This window comes from Dyadobacter psychrophilus, assembly GCF_900167945.1.
Lineage (GTDB): Bacteria > Bacteroidota > Bacteroidia > Cytophagales > Spirosomataceae > Dyadobacter > Dyadobacter psychrophilus.
The window spans coordinates 1,354,002-1,367,950 of record NZ_FUZA01000001.1 but is presented as its reverse complement, the minus strand read 5'-3'; the positions used below and the strand labels follow the sequence as shown (position 1 = coordinate 1,367,950).

At 45.1% G+C, this 13,949-nt stretch carries 13 protein-coding genes; 4 read left to right on the top strand and 9 right to left on the bottom strand.

What is annotated here, in order from left to right:
- Window positions 1–66: 66 nt before the first annotated feature.
- Window positions 67–3,453 (top strand): VCBS repeat-containing protein, encoded by a 3,387-nt coding sequence (locus B5X68_RS05860; RefSeq protein WP_082213680.1) that lies wholly within the window; start codon window positions 67–69, stop codon window positions 3,451–3,453.
- A complete protein-coding gene (locus tag B5X68_RS05855) occupies window positions 3,437–4,738 on the top strand; it encodes a vanadium-dependent haloperoxidase (protein WP_229208291.1) in 1,302 nt (433 codons plus the stop codon). The genes B5X68_RS05860 and B5X68_RS05855 overlap by 17 nt, the downstream gene beginning before the upstream one ends.
- 29 nt (window positions 4,739–4,767) lie before the next feature.
- Here B5X68_RS05855 and B5X68_RS05850 read toward each other — a convergent pair whose 3' ends face one another.
- The 3 genes from B5X68_RS05850 to B5X68_RS05840 are packed head-to-tail and all read right to left on the bottom strand — an operon-like array spanning window position 4,768 to window position 7,604.
- Window positions 4,768–5,934, bottom strand: a complete 1,167-nt coding sequence (locus tag B5X68_RS05850; protein WP_082213679.1) for an ATP-binding protein — start codon at window positions 5,932–5,934, stop codon at window positions 4,768–4,770.
- 52 nt (window positions 5,935–5,986) lie between these two features.
- Window positions 5,987–6,754, bottom strand: a complete 768-nt coding sequence (locus B5X68_RS05845) for a patatin-like phospholipase family protein (protein ID WP_082213678.1) — start codon at window positions 6,752–6,754, stop codon at window positions 5,987–5,989.
- Window positions 6,755–6,758: 4 nt separating this feature from the next.
- Entirely contained in the window at window positions 6,759–7,604 is an 846-nt protein-coding gene (locus tag B5X68_RS05840) for an MBL fold metallo-hydrolase (RefSeq protein WP_082213677.1), read from the bottom strand.
- A 216-nt stretch (window positions 7,605–7,820) separates the two neighbouring features.
- Here B5X68_RS05840 and B5X68_RS05835 point away from each other — a divergent pair, with 216 nt between their 5' ends.
- A complete protein-coding gene (locus B5X68_RS05835) occupies window positions 7,821–8,969 on the top strand; it encodes an FAD-dependent oxidoreductase (protein ID WP_082213676.1) in 1,149 nt (382 codons plus the stop codon).
- Window positions 8,970–8,973: 4 nt separating this feature from the next.
- Here the strand turns inward: B5X68_RS05835 and B5X68_RS05830 are convergent, their stop codons facing one another.
- Window positions 8,974–9,168, bottom strand: a complete 195-nt coding sequence (locus tag B5X68_RS05830; protein ID WP_082213675.1) for a hypothetical protein — start codon at window positions 9,166–9,168, stop codon at window positions 8,974–8,976.
- A 63-nt stretch (window positions 9,169–9,231) separates the two neighbouring features.
- Here B5X68_RS05830 and B5X68_RS05825 point away from each other — a divergent pair, with 63 nt between their 5' ends.
- Entirely contained in the window at window positions 9,232–10,251 is a 1,020-nt protein-coding gene (locus B5X68_RS05825) for a threonine aldolase family protein (protein WP_082213674.1), read from the top strand.
- On the opposite strand, the gene B5X68_RS05820 is transcribed toward B5X68_RS05825, so the two are convergent.
- From B5X68_RS05820 to B5X68_RS05800, 5 genes are all read right to left on the bottom strand, one after another.
- Window positions 10,248–10,643, bottom strand: coding sequence for a DUF1398 family protein (locus tag B5X68_RS05820; RefSeq protein ID WP_229208290.1), 396 nt, complete (start codon window positions 10,641–10,643; stop codon window positions 10,248–10,250). The two genes, B5X68_RS05825 and B5X68_RS05820, sit on opposite strands and share 4 nt — an antisense overlap.
- Before the next feature lie 77 nt (window positions 10,644–10,720).
- Complete coding sequence (locus B5X68_RS05815; protein WP_082213672.1) at window positions 10,721–11,413, bottom strand: DUF421 domain-containing protein; 693 nt, start codon at window positions 11,411–11,413, stop codon at window positions 10,721–10,723.
- An 8-nt stretch (window positions 11,414–11,421) separates the two neighbouring features.
- Complete coding sequence (locus B5X68_RS05810) at window positions 11,422–12,177, bottom strand: hypothetical protein (RefSeq protein ID WP_082213671.1); 756 nt, start codon at window positions 12,175–12,177, stop codon at window positions 11,422–11,424.
- Between the two features lie 101 nt (window positions 12,178–12,278).
- Window positions 12,279–12,692: a hypothetical protein gene (locus B5X68_RS05805; protein WP_082213670.1), complete on the bottom strand. Its 414-nt coding sequence runs from the start codon at window positions 12,690–12,692 to the stop codon at window positions 12,279–12,281.
- 302 nt (window positions 12,693–12,994) lie between these two features.
- Entirely contained in the window at window positions 12,995–13,945 is a 951-nt protein-coding gene (locus B5X68_RS05800) for a DUF4249 domain-containing protein (RefSeq protein ID WP_082213669.1), read from the bottom strand.
- Window positions 13,946–13,949 lie beyond the last annotated feature (4 nt).

The following is a 13,949-nucleotide window of genomic DNA, read 5'->3' as shown; positions in this document are numbered from 1 at the left end:
GAACTATGTCTTCGTTATGAAGGCATAGTTTCTTTTTTATACAGTTCAACCTTCGTGGCCCCTATTATGAAGCGAATAAAATCCTGGACCCCAGGAATTATCGTGCTGGCAATCAGTCTTGGTTTTCTGGGATGCAACAAATCCAAAGATTCCGATAATCCGAAAGACGGGAAAACCCAGACGCCTTTGTTCACCCTGTTACCTGCCGAAAAAACCAAAATCGATTTTGCAAACACATTAACAGAAGGCTTGAATACCAATGTGTTGATGTACGAATATTTTTACAATGGCGGCGGTGTGGCAGCAGGCGACCTGAACGGCGATGGGCTGGACGATATTTATTTCACCGGAAACATGGTGCCCAACAAGCTGTATCTCAATAAAGGCCAGATGGCTTTTGAAGATATTACAGCAACCGCCGGCGTCGGTGGCCGGGAAAGGCCATGGAAAACGGGGGTTACGCTGGCAGACGTAAACGGCGACGGTAAGCTGGATATTTACGTTAGTTATTCAGGGAATGTTTCGCCCGAAAGTCTTAAAGGTCAGCTTTTTATAAATAAAGGGAACGATGCAAACGGCATTCCTCAATTTGAAGAATCAGCTGAAAAGTATGGTCTCGGCGCCCCAAGTAACAGCACACAAGCCGCATTCTTCGATTTTGACAAGGATGGCGATATGGATATGTTTTTATTGAATCACAATCCCAAATCGCTTCCCATCCTGGACGAAGCCAGCACAGCAGATATACTCAAAAAAGACGATCCGCTAACCGGAGTGCGGTTTTTTAAAAATGATCCCAAAGCTGACGGAACACCTTATTTTACAGACATTACCAAAAAAGCAGGCATCCAGAGTTCACCGCTGACTTACGGCCTGGGCATAGGCATTGCTGACGTAAACCAAGACGGCTGGCAGGATATGTATATTTCAAACGACTATTCTGTTCCCGATTTCTTATATATCAACAACAAAAACGGCACTTTTACCGACGCGCTCAATGCATCTATCGGGCACACATCTCATTCATCCATGGGTAATGACATTGCCGACTTCAATAACGATGGTTTGCCCGACATTTTTACACTCGATATGTTGCCCGAAGACAACCGCAGACAAAAATTGCTGGCCGGCCTGGATAACTATGAGCTCTTTGATTTTAATGTAAAAATGGGATTCCATCATCAGTATATGCGGAATATGCTGCAATTGAACCAAGGGCAGGGAGGCAAGAGCAAGGTGCCGGTTTTCTCGGAAGTAGGGCAATTGTCCGGCGTTTCCAACACCGATTGGAGCTGGGCATCGCTTTTTGCGGACTACGATAATGATGGCTGGAAAGACCTTTTCATCACCAACGGCAACCTCCGCGATTTCACAAATATGGACTTTGTAAAGTTCATGGGCGACCATTTGAAACGCATCGAAGGGCAGGTGAAACGCGAAGATGTGCTCAATATGGTGTATCAAATGCCATCTTCCAACATGAAAAATTATCTCTTTCAGAATAAAAAAGATTTGACCTTTACTAATGTTGCAGATAACTGGGGATTGGGGGAAATTTCAAACAGTGGCGGCGCAGCGTACTCGGATCTGGACAATGACGGTGATCTGGATCTGATCGTCAACAACATTAACAAGCCTGCATTTATTTATCAAAACGATGGAGAGAAGTTGTTGAAAAACAACTATTTGAAAATAAAACTGGAAGGAGACGGCGCCAATAAGTTTGGGATAGGAGCGAAGGTGACCATTTATAACAAAGGGCAAAAACAATATCTGGAACAAATGCCCACGCGCGGTTACCAGTCGAGCGTCTCACCGGTTTTGCATTTTGGTTTGGGAAAAGAAAACATTGATTCCCTGCAAATTGTCTGGCTCAGCGGAAAACGCGAAAGTGTGATCAACCCCAAGGTTAATGCGCTTTTGACATTAGCAGAAAAGAATGCGAAAGTGGTTAAACCAGGAATGGAAACGGCCAACCCGCTTTATAATGTCGTTCAATCGCCCATTGCGTACAACGGAAAGGCGAGCACTACGAATGATTTCAAGCGGCAGCCACTGCTTATTAACCCGATTTCTTTCTCCGGTCCATGCTTAATAAAAGGCGATGTGAATGGGGATGGGTTGGAAGATATATTCGCAGGAGGCGGCTCGGGCGAAGCAGGTAAGCTTTATTTGCAGCAAAAAGGCGGCACTTTTACAAGCAAACCGATGCCAGCATTTGAAGCGGATAAGCAAAGTGATGATACAGATGCGGTTTTTTTTGACGCCAATGGCGACGGATTCCAGGACCTCTTTGTTGGCAGCGGCGGTTATGCCACATTCATGCCCGAAGATCCGTTGTTGCAGAGCCGTTTATATTTAAATGATGGCAAAGGTAATTTTTCCAAAAGCGCGGGTGCATTGCCTAAAATGATCACCAGCACAAGCTGCGTGCGCGTTGCAGACGTGAACGGAGACAACAAGCCCGACCTGTTCGTAGGCGGTCGGGTAATCCCTGGCCGTTATCCCGAAACGCCGCGAAGCTACGTTTTAATCAATGATGGGTCCGGGAAATTCTCTGATCAAACGGCAAACCTTTCTGCGGAGCTGGCAAACATTGGCCTGGTAACGGATGCAGCCTGGACGGATCTGAATGGTGACAAAAAGCCTGATCTGATCGTCGTGGGTGAATGGATGCCGATAACGGTTTACATTAATGTTAATGGCAAGCTGGAAAACAAAACCAGCACATATTTTGATAAACAATACAGCGGTTGGTGGAATAAATTATTGCTGACCGACCTGAATGGCGACGGTAAGGACGACCTGGTCATTGGGAATTTGGGATTGAACAGTCAATGCAAAGCCAGCGACGCAGAGCCTGTTGAAATGATATATAAAGACTTCGATGACAACGGCTCCATCGACCCGATTATGAGTTTTTACATTCAGGGCAAAAGTTATCCGTATGTAACGCGCGACGAAATGCTGGATCAGATGAGCATTATGCGGACGCGGTTTCAGGATTACAAAACCTACGCAGATGCAACCGTAAAAGAGATTTTCACCGCAGACGAACTTGAAGGAGCGAAAGAATTGAAGGCTAACTATTTGAAGACGGCATATTTTGAGCAAGGCGCCAATGGTAAGTTTGCTGAAAGGCCGCTTCCATTCCAAAGCCAAATTTCACCCGTTTACACCATTACAGCCGTTGATTTTGATAAGGATGGCAATAAGGACTTGCTGCTCTGCGGCAATGTAAGTAAGGCGCGGTTGCGATTTGGTAAGTATGACGCGAATTTTGGCGTTTTATTAAAGGGAAATGGCAAGGGCGGGTTTGCCTACATCAAGCAGGACCGGTCCGGTTTCAATTTGAAGGGAGACGTAAGAAGTGTGCTGCCCGTGGGCGACAAGCTTTTATTCGGGATAAATCAACAGGAAATTAAAGCATATCAAATTGGTAAAGTTCAATAAGGGCTGGCTGTTCATTGCAGTGATTTGCCTGTTTGCAAGCTGTAAGAAGGAATCTCCAAATATTAGTCCGGATGCAATTGGGAATGTGACATTGCAAATGACGGACATAATGATCCATGACGTGACCAATCCGCCATTAAGTGCCAGGTTTTTTGCCTACGCTTGTCTCGCAGGCTACGAAGTGGTTTCACAAAATGATTCGGCTTACAAAAGCATGCACGGCATTTTGAATGATTATCCGCAAATGACCAAGCCGGAGGTTTCGACTTTTTCTTACCAGCTCAGCGCCGTGCTCGCCATGTTGGAAACGGCCAAAAAAATGCAGCCATCCGGCGCACTTTTGCAGACTTATCAAGCCAAACTTTTGGATTCATGCAGAAATGAGGGCGTAAGCGAGGAAGTTATTGCCGGCTCGCAGGAATATGCAGTGGCGATCAGCAAGCAGATCCTTAAATATGCCAAAGCGGATAAATATAATCTTATCAGCAATTTTCCACGATACGAGCCTGAAAAAACGCCGGGGACCTGGTATCCGACGCCTCCGGGCTATTTCCCACCCGTGGAGCCGTATTTCAACACCGTTCGCCCATTCACGCTCGATTCCGCTGCTCAATTTCGTCCCGCGCCTCCTGTTGCTTTTTCCGAAGACAAGAATTCTGCTTTTTACAAGTTGATGAGGCTGAATTATGATGATAAAAAAGAGCCCCAGCATCGTGTTATGGCTGCTTTTTGGGACTGTAACCCGTTTGCTTTGGAAAATAAAGGACATTTGCTGGTCGGGATGAAGAAAATCTCTCCCGGGGCACATTGGATGGGAATCACGAACATTGCCTGCAAGCAAGGCAAAACGGATTTTTCGAAAACAATGTTGATCAATGCGTCCGTGGCCATTGGTCTAATGGACGGATTTATGACGTGTTGGGAAGAGAAATTCCGCAGCAACCGTATCCGCCCCGAAACAGCCATCCGCAAATACATCGACCCGACCTGGACGCCGTTTTTACAAACACCTCCCTTTCCCGAGTATCTGAGCGGGCACTCCGTGATATCATCGTCATCGGCCATAATCCTGACCCATTATTTCGGTGCCAAATTCGAATACACAGACACAGTCGAAGAACGTTTTGGTCTCAAAGCCAGAAAATTCCCCTCGTTCATCGCTGCCGCCGAAGAATCCGGCATGTCACGCTTCTACGGCGGAATCCACTTCATGGACGCCATCGAAAACGGGCAAAAGCAGGGAGTTCAGGTTGGAGAGTGGGTGGTGAAGAAGCTTGGAGAGTGACAGTAATCTATGTTACGACACTTTCTGGGTTATATTTTGCTAAGTTCTGTTTCTAAGAAATCGGATAAACCAATAACCGTTACGGAATGTGAGGTGGTATAAGTGTCGCTGCTTGGTGTAATGATGAATTTATACGCAGGTTCTAAATCCTCTGTACAGCTAATAAAACCTTTTGAGACCGAAGGGGCATTGGTTAATTTAATTTCAATGCAGGCGATCGGGGTAATGCCCCTCACCAGCACCAAGTCACATTCTGCACCAGCCTGTGTGCGATAATAAAACAATTCCAGTCCTTTCGAAAGTCGCTGCGCAATCTGCTCAATGACATATCCTTCCCAGGAGCCGCCAACACCGGGATGGCCAAACAAATCTTCCGTACTTTCAATAAAAAGCAGGCGATGTAAAATTCCGGTATCCCTGATGTATACTTTGGGAGATTTAACGAGACGTTTTTTCGCATTTACAAACCAGGGCTGCAATCGTCGGATCATATAACCTCCTTCCAGAAAACCTGTATATCGCAATACGGTCGGTGCCGTAATGCCCAGTGATCTTGCAAATACCTCGGCATTCCAAACATTTCCATTAGAATGGGCAAGCATTCTCCAAAAGTTTCGAAGCGTAGCAGGTGAAAGTTCAACACCGAAAAGGTAAGCCAAATCTCTTTCTACATAACTTCTGATAAAATCATCGAGCCATTCCTTCGCTGTTACTTCACTATTTGCAAGAAGCGCTTCAGGGAAACCGCCTCTGAACCAATGATGTTCTTCTTGTTGCTTTTCAGTAAGTTCAGACAAGCCTACTGGCGTCAATTCTGTGTAAGATATGCGGCCAGCAAGCGACTCAGAAACGCCTTTTACCAGGGCAGGCGAAGCGGATCCTAACAAAATAAATCTGCCTGGACTTCTGTCTTCGTCGATCAGTGGTCTTAGAAATGAGAACAATTCGGGCATGAGTTGAACTTCATCGATAATTACACAGGAATTTTTCAAGTTGTCCAGATATGTGTAAGCATCAGCTAGCTTAGCCCTGTCCCGGGGATTCTCTACATCAATATAAGTAAAGCTTGCCAGATTAGATTTAGCGATAAATTTTGCCAAAGTCGTCTTGCCGACTTGCCGTGGTCCTAATATGGCGACAGCCGGCGAACGACTAAGTTTTTCCTGAATTTCCTGTGTGATAAACCGATGGATCATTCACAAATATAATGCTTCAACCTAGTAAATCCAAAGTTTAACTTTCGATTTACTAGGTTGAAGAGCCAAAATTAATGCAGGTTTCTTCCAACAATCGTTTCGTATAGCGGTAACCCACGTCAAACAACTGCTCGGCTTTCCTGAAATCGAAGAGGCTGAATTTGCTTAGCTCGGCGGGTTCGATCAATAGGTCACATTTCTTGAATCGCTCTTTATTTTTACTGTGCATGGCCAGGATGAGGCTTCGGTAGACAATCTCCGTGGTTCTTTTCAACGGTTTATCCAGGGTAAATGGATTGCAATGTATGCCGATCAGGAAATCGGCTTCCCGCATAATGGGTTCTACGGGCAGGTTATTAAGCACCCCACCATCAACCAGATCGTGCCCCTGAAAATAAATGGGGCTGAAAATCCCTGGAACGGAACACGATGCGAGCACCGGAATCGCCAGCTCGCCATTGCGGAATTGGATTTCCTCGCCGGACGTAATGTCGGTCGCTGTCACGACGAGGGGGATTTTCAATGATTCAAAAGTATTTTCAGGAATGTATTTGCAAAGCACTGCTTCCAACCGCTTCATTTGCAAAAGCCCATTACCGCCGAATCCGAGCCTTAAATAGGGGTAAAAGCTGGTTTGAACGATCATTTCAATGATCTCGTCAGGCGTGTAACCATGTGCGAGCATCGCGCCGACGAATGCACCGGAGCTGGTTCCGCTGATAATGTCTGGTCTGATTCCTCGTTCCATCAGCGCCTTTATCGCGCCAATGTGCGCAATGCCCCGCGCTCCTCCACCTGATAAAACCAGACCGATTTTCATAACATTAATCAATAAAAGCGCTCAACGCACCGCGCTCGCCAATTGCAATTCCTTTTTCAGTATGCTCCACCACAGCCGCCTCAAAAACAGGATCGTGCTCAAATAATATGATGTGCTTTTTAGCTGCAGCATCTTGCAAAACTTCCCGCTTTTCCTGCATCGTAACAAGCGGCCGCATATCATAACTCATGATCCAGGCCAAAGGAATGTGGTAAGAAGATGGCAATAAATCCGCAGCATAAATGATCTTTTGGTCTTTATAATGAATCACAGGCAGCATCATTTGCTCCGTATGCCCGTCCACATGTATGAAATCAATGTTTGCAAATGGCGATTGGCTTTTCTCAATAAATTTGAGCTGCCCCGATTGCTTTAAGGGAAGAATGTTCTCTTTCAAAAACGATGCTTTTTCGCGTGGATTAGGGTTAACTGCCCATTCCCAATGTGATTCATTGGACCAATAAACGGCATTAGGGAACGTGGGAAGGAGTTGCGATTTGTCCTGATTGTATTGCACAGCCCCGCCTGCGTGATCGAAATGCAAATGGGTTAAAATGACGTCCGTAATATCCGTAACGTCATAACCGCAGTTTCGGATCGAGGAAATGAGGCTGGCGTCGCCGTGCAGATCATAATGTCCGAAAAATTTCTGATCCTGCTTGTCTCCCAGCCCTGTGTCTATTAAAATCAACTTACCGTCATCTTCGATCAAAAGACAGCGCATGGCCCAGGTGCAAAGATTTTTTTCATCAGCCGGATTATGCCTGTTCCAAAGTGATTTCGGGACCACGCCAAACATTGCGCCGCCGTCCAGTTTGAAAAATCCAGTGTCAATAATTTGAATGTTCATATTGGAAAGTTACCTAAATCAGATTCACTTCAAAATTTTCGATGCCTGAATCCTTATCCAATTTGCGATGTTGCGTATGACAATGATGCGTTATAATTGTATTAATTTGTAAATCCTGCAATAATGTTCTGACGGTATAGAGCTATGCAATATAATATTTGTAAAGATTGATGTTCCTCGTTATTTTCGGCAACATCATTTTCCAGCCTGTCCCCAATGAACCGTAGAAATTTTTTTGAAAAAGCAATTCCCGCAAGTTTCGCATTAGGCACCATTGCCTCTTCCTGTGCTCCCAAAACCCAACTTCAATATCCCGACAAACATTTCCATATCGGTCGTGGTTATCATCAGATCCCAAAATTAAGGCTTTCGATGGATCGCATTGTGAAGGAAACGGTTGGGTTGAGGCCATTTCGGGCGTCGGGGCCGAGGCTGGATGTGGAGCAATTGGGAAACAAAACCATTGTGCACAATTACGGGCATGGCGGGAGTGGCTGGTCGTTGTCGTGGGGGACGGGTAACATTGCACGGAACAATGTGCTGGCTACAAATGAAAAGAAAGTGGCAGTGATCGGCTGCGGAACGGTTGGGATTGCAACAGCGCGGTTGCTGCAGGAAAGAGGTTGTGAAGTGACCATTTATACAAAAGACGTCCCGCCGAATATTACGAGTAACCTGGCAACGGGAACGTGGTCGCCAGCTTCACGGGTTTGCGATGTAAAAGTGGCTAAGCCAGAGTTTAAGGCAATTTGGGAGGAAGCAACGCGCTTTTCATTTCGTCGTTTCCAGTTTTTTTTGGGGTTGAACGACATTGCCTGCTGGGCGGAAGAATATGGTGTTTTCAAACAAATGCCCGTTTACACACCCGGGGCCGGTGGAGAGGATTTCGAAATTCATGGCTTAATCCCTGAGCGGGTAAAGCTGGAAGCGAAAGAACATCCGTTTAAAGCTGATCACGTGACCAGGCGCACGAATCTAATGTTCAACATTCCTAGTTATCTGAGACATCAGTTGCAGGATTTCGTCATGTTTGGTGGCAAAGTGAAAATCCAGGAGATTAAAAAGCTGGAAGATATCGACGCACTTCCCGAGAAAGTGGTGGTGAATTGCATGGGATTGGGCGCAAAACCTGTATTCAATGATCAGGAATTAACCCCGGTTTCCGGCCAGCTTTCCTGCCTGATCCCGCAGAGTGACGTGAACTACAAGTTATATACACAAGGCGCGAACTTCATTTCCCGGAAAGACGGCATTTATATTGGCAGCAATGGGATCGTAGGAAATTGGGACACGACGCCGAGCAAAGAACAAACCGAAAAGACGGTTGGGATATTGATGAAACTGATGGAGGAAATGAAAGGCTAATTTATCAGGGCCTCGAAACGTCTTCTTTCAAATGATAGCGTCGTCGGATTTCGTTGACCAGGAATTTTTTCTGGGCAGTGAAACTCTCGGGATGCATGGTAACAAACAACTCTTTCCACTCCGCATAACGGGCCGGGTCCACTTTGCTGAAAGTCTCGTGATCAATTTTTTTCAGCCTTAGATATTCTTCAAATTCCATTATCCCGATTTTTTCGCAATATGCGCATACTTTTGCATATCATTAAAAAATCTGAGTCTGAATATGAAAATTGACCTGCGCAGCGATACAGTCACCAAGCCAACCAAAGAAATGCAGCAAGCCATGTGGGCCGCGGAAGTTGGTGACGATGTATTAGGTGACGATCCGACGGTGAATGCATTGCAGGAAAAGGCTGCGAACCTTTTCGGGATGGAAGAAGCGCTGTTCTGTCCTTCGGGAACCATGACCAACCAACTGGCCATCCGCGTGCACACCCAGCCAGGCAGTGATGTGATTTGTGACAAATATTCACATATTTATTTATACGAAGGCGGCGGCATTATGCTCAATGCGTTGTCGTCTGTAAAGCTGCTCGATGGCGATCGGGGAAGGCTCACGGCTAAGCAGGTCGCAAGCGCAATCAGTCCCGAACACGATATTCACTCCACGGTAACACGCCTGGTTTCGCTCGAAAATACGATGAACAAAGGCGGTGGCTGTTATTATGATTTTGCTGAAATTGAAGCGATTAAAAAGGTTTGTAATGATAAAAGCATTCCATTACACCTTGACGGCGCGCGGCTTTTCAATGCATTGGTTGAAACCGGCGAAAGCGCACAGGAATATGGGCAGGCATTTGACAGCATTAGTATTTGCCTTTCGAAAGGACTGGGATGTCCGGTTGGATCTTTGCTTTTAGGAACGCATGAAGTGATCAAAAAAGCGAGACGTTTTCGGAAAGTAATGGGCGGTGGCTGGCGCCAGGCCGGTTTTCTGGCGGCAGCGGGTATTTATGCGCTGGATCATCATGTTGAAAGACTTAAAGAAGATCACGCGCGGGCAAGAGCCATTGGCCAAATGTTCAAGCACTTGCCGGAAGTCGAAGAAATCTTTCCAGTAGACACCAACATCGTCATTATCAGGCTTGCTGAGGCGATTTCGGAAATTGACTATGTAAATAAACTGGCGCAAAAGGACATTTTAGCGGTAACTTTTGGAAAAAACCTCGTCCGCTTCGTTACTCATCTGGATTTCACAGATGACCATTTGCATGAAATGAGCAAGCGTGTAAGATCATTTTAAACCTCCGGAATCACCTCCTCGTATTCATATTCCGAATTAGGGCCCTGATAAATTACTTTCATGCCCGAAAGGTCGGCTACATATGTGTGTATGCCCGCAGCGCCTATCTCACGCAGGAATGTCGGATAATCGGTTATGCCTTCCTGATTGCGTTTGATAGCGGTTTTTACAGATTCTAGTTCGAATGTTTCTGCACATTCAAACTCAGGAATGTCACCGGGAATCACCAGTTTGTCACCAATAACGGATGTATAAGTACGTTTATGGTTTCCTACCTTGATCTCGTAATTGTCAACACCGATCGCTTTCAGATTTTTCACAAAAAACGGATAAGCCTGGCCCTTGGATCGCTCCTCGGCGGATTTTATTAAGTCGTCGGTTAATTCTACCATATGCATAATAGTATGCTTTTAAATTTTGTTAGTCCTACTAAATACCCGTGCCAGGCTTGTTTAAGCCCTTTTTCAAATCAGCTTAATCGCAAAGTTTTGATTGCGGCCACCCACTCCTCTCTTTTACAAACGGGACAAACGGCCGTTCCCGCTGGCAATTCTTCAACATTTCCACAAAAAGCACAGGCGTGAAGCCCGTCTTTGAAGATTTTTTTACTCTTTGTATGATAAAGATCCGGCAGTAGGGGAAGGCCGTATTTCACATCTTCATCACGATAAAAATAAACGCTCACTTCTCCCGATGGTTCGAGGTAAGCACTGCGCACCTGTCCTAAATGTTCGATGCTTTTGATACGCAGCTCGGAGAAAAATTCGTCCTGCGCTAATGTTTCTTTTTTAAATGCGCTGATAGAAAACCGGCCTTCATGAACCAAACAGACGGTCTTTCCTTCAATGAGCTTTTCAAACCAGGCATTTTTTCCAGTAAGCCACGTTACAAATCGGTAAAGGACGATAATGGTCGTGAAGACGACGAGCGCGGGAATAATGCCCACATCTTCATAAAACATCGGGTCGCCCGCAGCAGAACCCAGGGCGATAATGATTACCGTTTCGAATACAGAAAGTTGCCTCACGCCCCGCTTTCCTGTCACGCGCAACGCAATGAGCAGGAATACAAACATGATTGTCGAACGCACAACCACTTCTGCCAAAAATTTAAAAGGCAGCTCGTTCATCAGGAATCTTTCCCACTCAAAAATTTCTTTCATGCAAATGCTTAGTAATGAAGTTCATATGCAATGTCTTTTATGCCTCTTTCGCCTTTAATGTCCTTAATTGGCGCTTCAATGTTATAAATGCTAAGTATTTTTTTGGCTGGATTAAACTGAAAGGCGTAGACAGCATTCGCCGTTTCGGAATGTAATGTAAGGTTGTTCAAAATCGGATGAACTTCCCCGACACAATCGCCGCTGAAACAGAGCTCAAAAGATTCAAAATCGCCTATGCCCGTTACTTTGCCCTCAGCAGAAAAACTTACTTTTTTACCTGTCGCCTTACCTTTTTCAAAAATTTCATAGGAACCCGCAAGCATTTTTTCATTCAAGACTGTCGGGAAAATCCATTTCGCACCGCTTGGTGAGGCCACTTTTGCAAAAGAGGAATTTTCGTTCGATTGTTTCCAGGTGCTGTCTTCCAGGATGAGCTTTTTACTTTCGTCAATTGAAAAAAGCAAGTCCTTATCCTGCAAAGCCTTTTTGATCGCATATTTTTTTCCCGATTTTGCATAGGACAGCATTGCTTCTTCAAAACCATAAAAGATCTTGACACTGTCGTCGCCTACAAAATCGAGTTCATAACAATAAGTGTTGATCAATCCTGGGATAGAGTCTTCCACAACATCCAGAAACGACTGGTTAATGTAGTGCCCGCGCAAAGCCGCCTCATCCGTTTTATTGTTTTTGTCGTTACAGCCGTGGATTAAAGCAGTGCACACCAGCAAAGCGCAAAACCTGAAAAGAAGGATGATTTTCATGATAATGTTGTATAGCTATTAAAAAAGATGTTACCGGGCCATCTAAATGGCAAAGTAACATCTTAATCTTAACTAATGATGGTATAGGCTAAAATATGCACTTAGTGGGCCATATCATCTTCTTCTGGATGATGCACGATCAGCGAACTGCGCGTGTCGAGCTTCTTGATCATTTCGTTTGACATCGCATCGGCATAAACACCGTAACTACTTACTAATGTGCCTTTTAATCCGTCTTTCGACTCAATTGCATAAAGGATCGACATATCCGACGGGTTCGTCATTCCCTCAAAACGGTAGACTTTAATAATGTCGAAATCCTCTGGGGAAAGGGTCAGGCAAATGCCATCTTCTTTATGCAATTCCAGTGCGTGCGCGGTCATATTGAAATCGTATGTGTAACCTTGCGCTTGTAAATCCTCAAGGGTTTCAATAAGCGTATCCGGTTCGTCCATGTTTTTGTTGGAAGGATGTCTTTTTTGTTCCTTATCCTGATCCGATCCTTGCAAGTCCATAATAAATAGGTTTAAGGTTATGATTTCTTTTATATGTCAATTCACTGACATTAATAGTCTTTTTTGTTTTGAAACCTTATACGACTGCCTTCTTGGGCAGCTGTGAATCTGGCTGAAAACTGATAGTGATGTTTTTCCCAGATATACGAAAAAATTATGCCTTACGGAGTGACTTCCGGTAAATTGCGCCTGCTGTAATTAATGCATAGATTTCTTATAATCGTCGTAAAATACAGACGAACATTTTGAGGTGCTTTGACCACATTTTTTAAGAAAATGTAGAATGCAGCGGTGTTTTGAGATTATGGACGATAAGTAACCTGGCCCGAATTATATGCAGCAAAACAGCCCAATCCGCCACTGATATTTGTATAGATCAAGGATGGTTCGATGAAGGGATTATCCGAACTTCCGCGCATTTCAAGTGACCTGTGATATTTGAAATAATGCACATCCGTGTTGTAAACTTCGAGCATAACCATCGCAATTTTCGCTTTGGGGTAAACTGTAAATTTATTGCCGTTTCCATAGTCATATTCGATCACATTAGGCAAAACGGTGCGGCCTATGGGTGATGTAAATACGGCGCCATCCAGATTTCCGTCACTTTGAAAATCGTTGCGGCCAATGGTCTCGTCCCAGTTAAAATTAAAGCGGTTTTTAACCCTTCTTTCTTTAAATGTCTCTGCATTAGTGCCTTCTGCAACACTGTATTCGAGGTCAACGGAGCTGCGGACGCGATAATAATTGGTGTCGCGGGAAGCATCTGTCCAGCTCATTTGAACCGTTAACACCGTATCCTGTTCAAAAACGTTGCTCGAAAAAGAAGTGTCCAGCTTATAAGAAGATGCCAGGACCTGACCGGCCGGGACAGTGCAGACGCCCGTGGCCACGCGTTTGCCGTCAGATACAAAAAGCGAATATGTTTTCCCTGCAACAATCGGAAACAAAGACCTGTCAATGCTATATAGTGTGCTTGCCGAGTCAAACGGGATAGCGATTTCCCTCGTCCCGTCCGAAATTTTTACCAGCGCGTTTTTTACGACGCCGCCGTTATTTCCGGATTCTGTAAACAACGGGACGGATTCTGTGACCACAACATTAATGCGTGCGGATTGCGGTGAAATGAATGATTGGACAACCAATTTGGATTCGGTCCTGGGCAACTTATCCGCCGGAATGTCCGTAATCAGCGATTCGCAGGCTGAAAGACAAATTGAAATGAGTATGACAATGATATGATGCAGTTTCATGGCG

Bases quoted from the DNA above. Each gene is read 5' to 3' on its own strand.
- B5X68_RS05860 (WP_082213680.1), top strand. From the start codon at position 67: ATGAAGCGAATAAAATCCTGGACCCCAGGAATTATCGTGCTGGCAATC.
- B5X68_RS05845 (WP_082213678.1), bottom strand. From the start codon at position 6,754: ATGAAAATCGGTCTGGTTTTATCAGGTGGAGGAGCGCGGGGCATTGCG.
- B5X68_RS05810 (WP_082213671.1), bottom strand. From the start codon at position 12,177: ATGAAAATCATCCTTCTTTTCAGGTTTTGCGCTTTGCTGGTGTGCACT.
- B5X68_RS05815 (WP_082213672.1), bottom strand. From the start codon at position 11,413: ATGAAAGAAATTTTTGAGTGGGAAAGATTCCTGATGAACGAGCTGCCT.
- B5X68_RS05835 (WP_082213676.1), top strand. From the start codon at position 7,821: ATGAACCGTAGAAATTTTTTTGAAAAAGCAATTCCCGCAAGTTTCGCA.
- B5X68_RS05840 (WP_082213677.1), bottom strand. From the start codon at position 7,604: ATGAACATTCAAATTATTGACACTGGATTTTTCAAACTGGACGGCGGC.
- B5X68_RS05825 (WP_082213674.1), top strand. From the start codon at position 9,232: ATGAAAATTGACCTGCGCAGCGATACAGTCACCAAGCCAACCAAAGAA.
- B5X68_RS05830 (WP_082213675.1), bottom strand. From the start codon at position 9,168: ATGGAATTTGAAGAATATCTAAGGCTGAAAAAAATTGATCACGAGACT.
- B5X68_RS05850 (WP_082213679.1), bottom strand. From the start codon at position 5,934: ATGATCCATCGGTTTATCACACAGGAAATTCAGGAAAAACTTAGTCGT.
- B5X68_RS05820 (WP_229208290.1), bottom strand. From the start codon at position 10,643: ATGGTAGAATTAACCGACGACTTAATAAAATCCGCCGAGGAGCGATCC.
- B5X68_RS05805 (WP_082213670.1), bottom strand. From the start codon at position 12,692: ATGGACTTGCAAGGATCGGATCAGGATAAGGAACAAAAAAGACATCCT.
- B5X68_RS05800 (WP_082213669.1), bottom strand. From the start codon at position 13,945: ATGAAACTGCATCATATCATTGTCATACTCATTTCAATTTGTCTTTCA.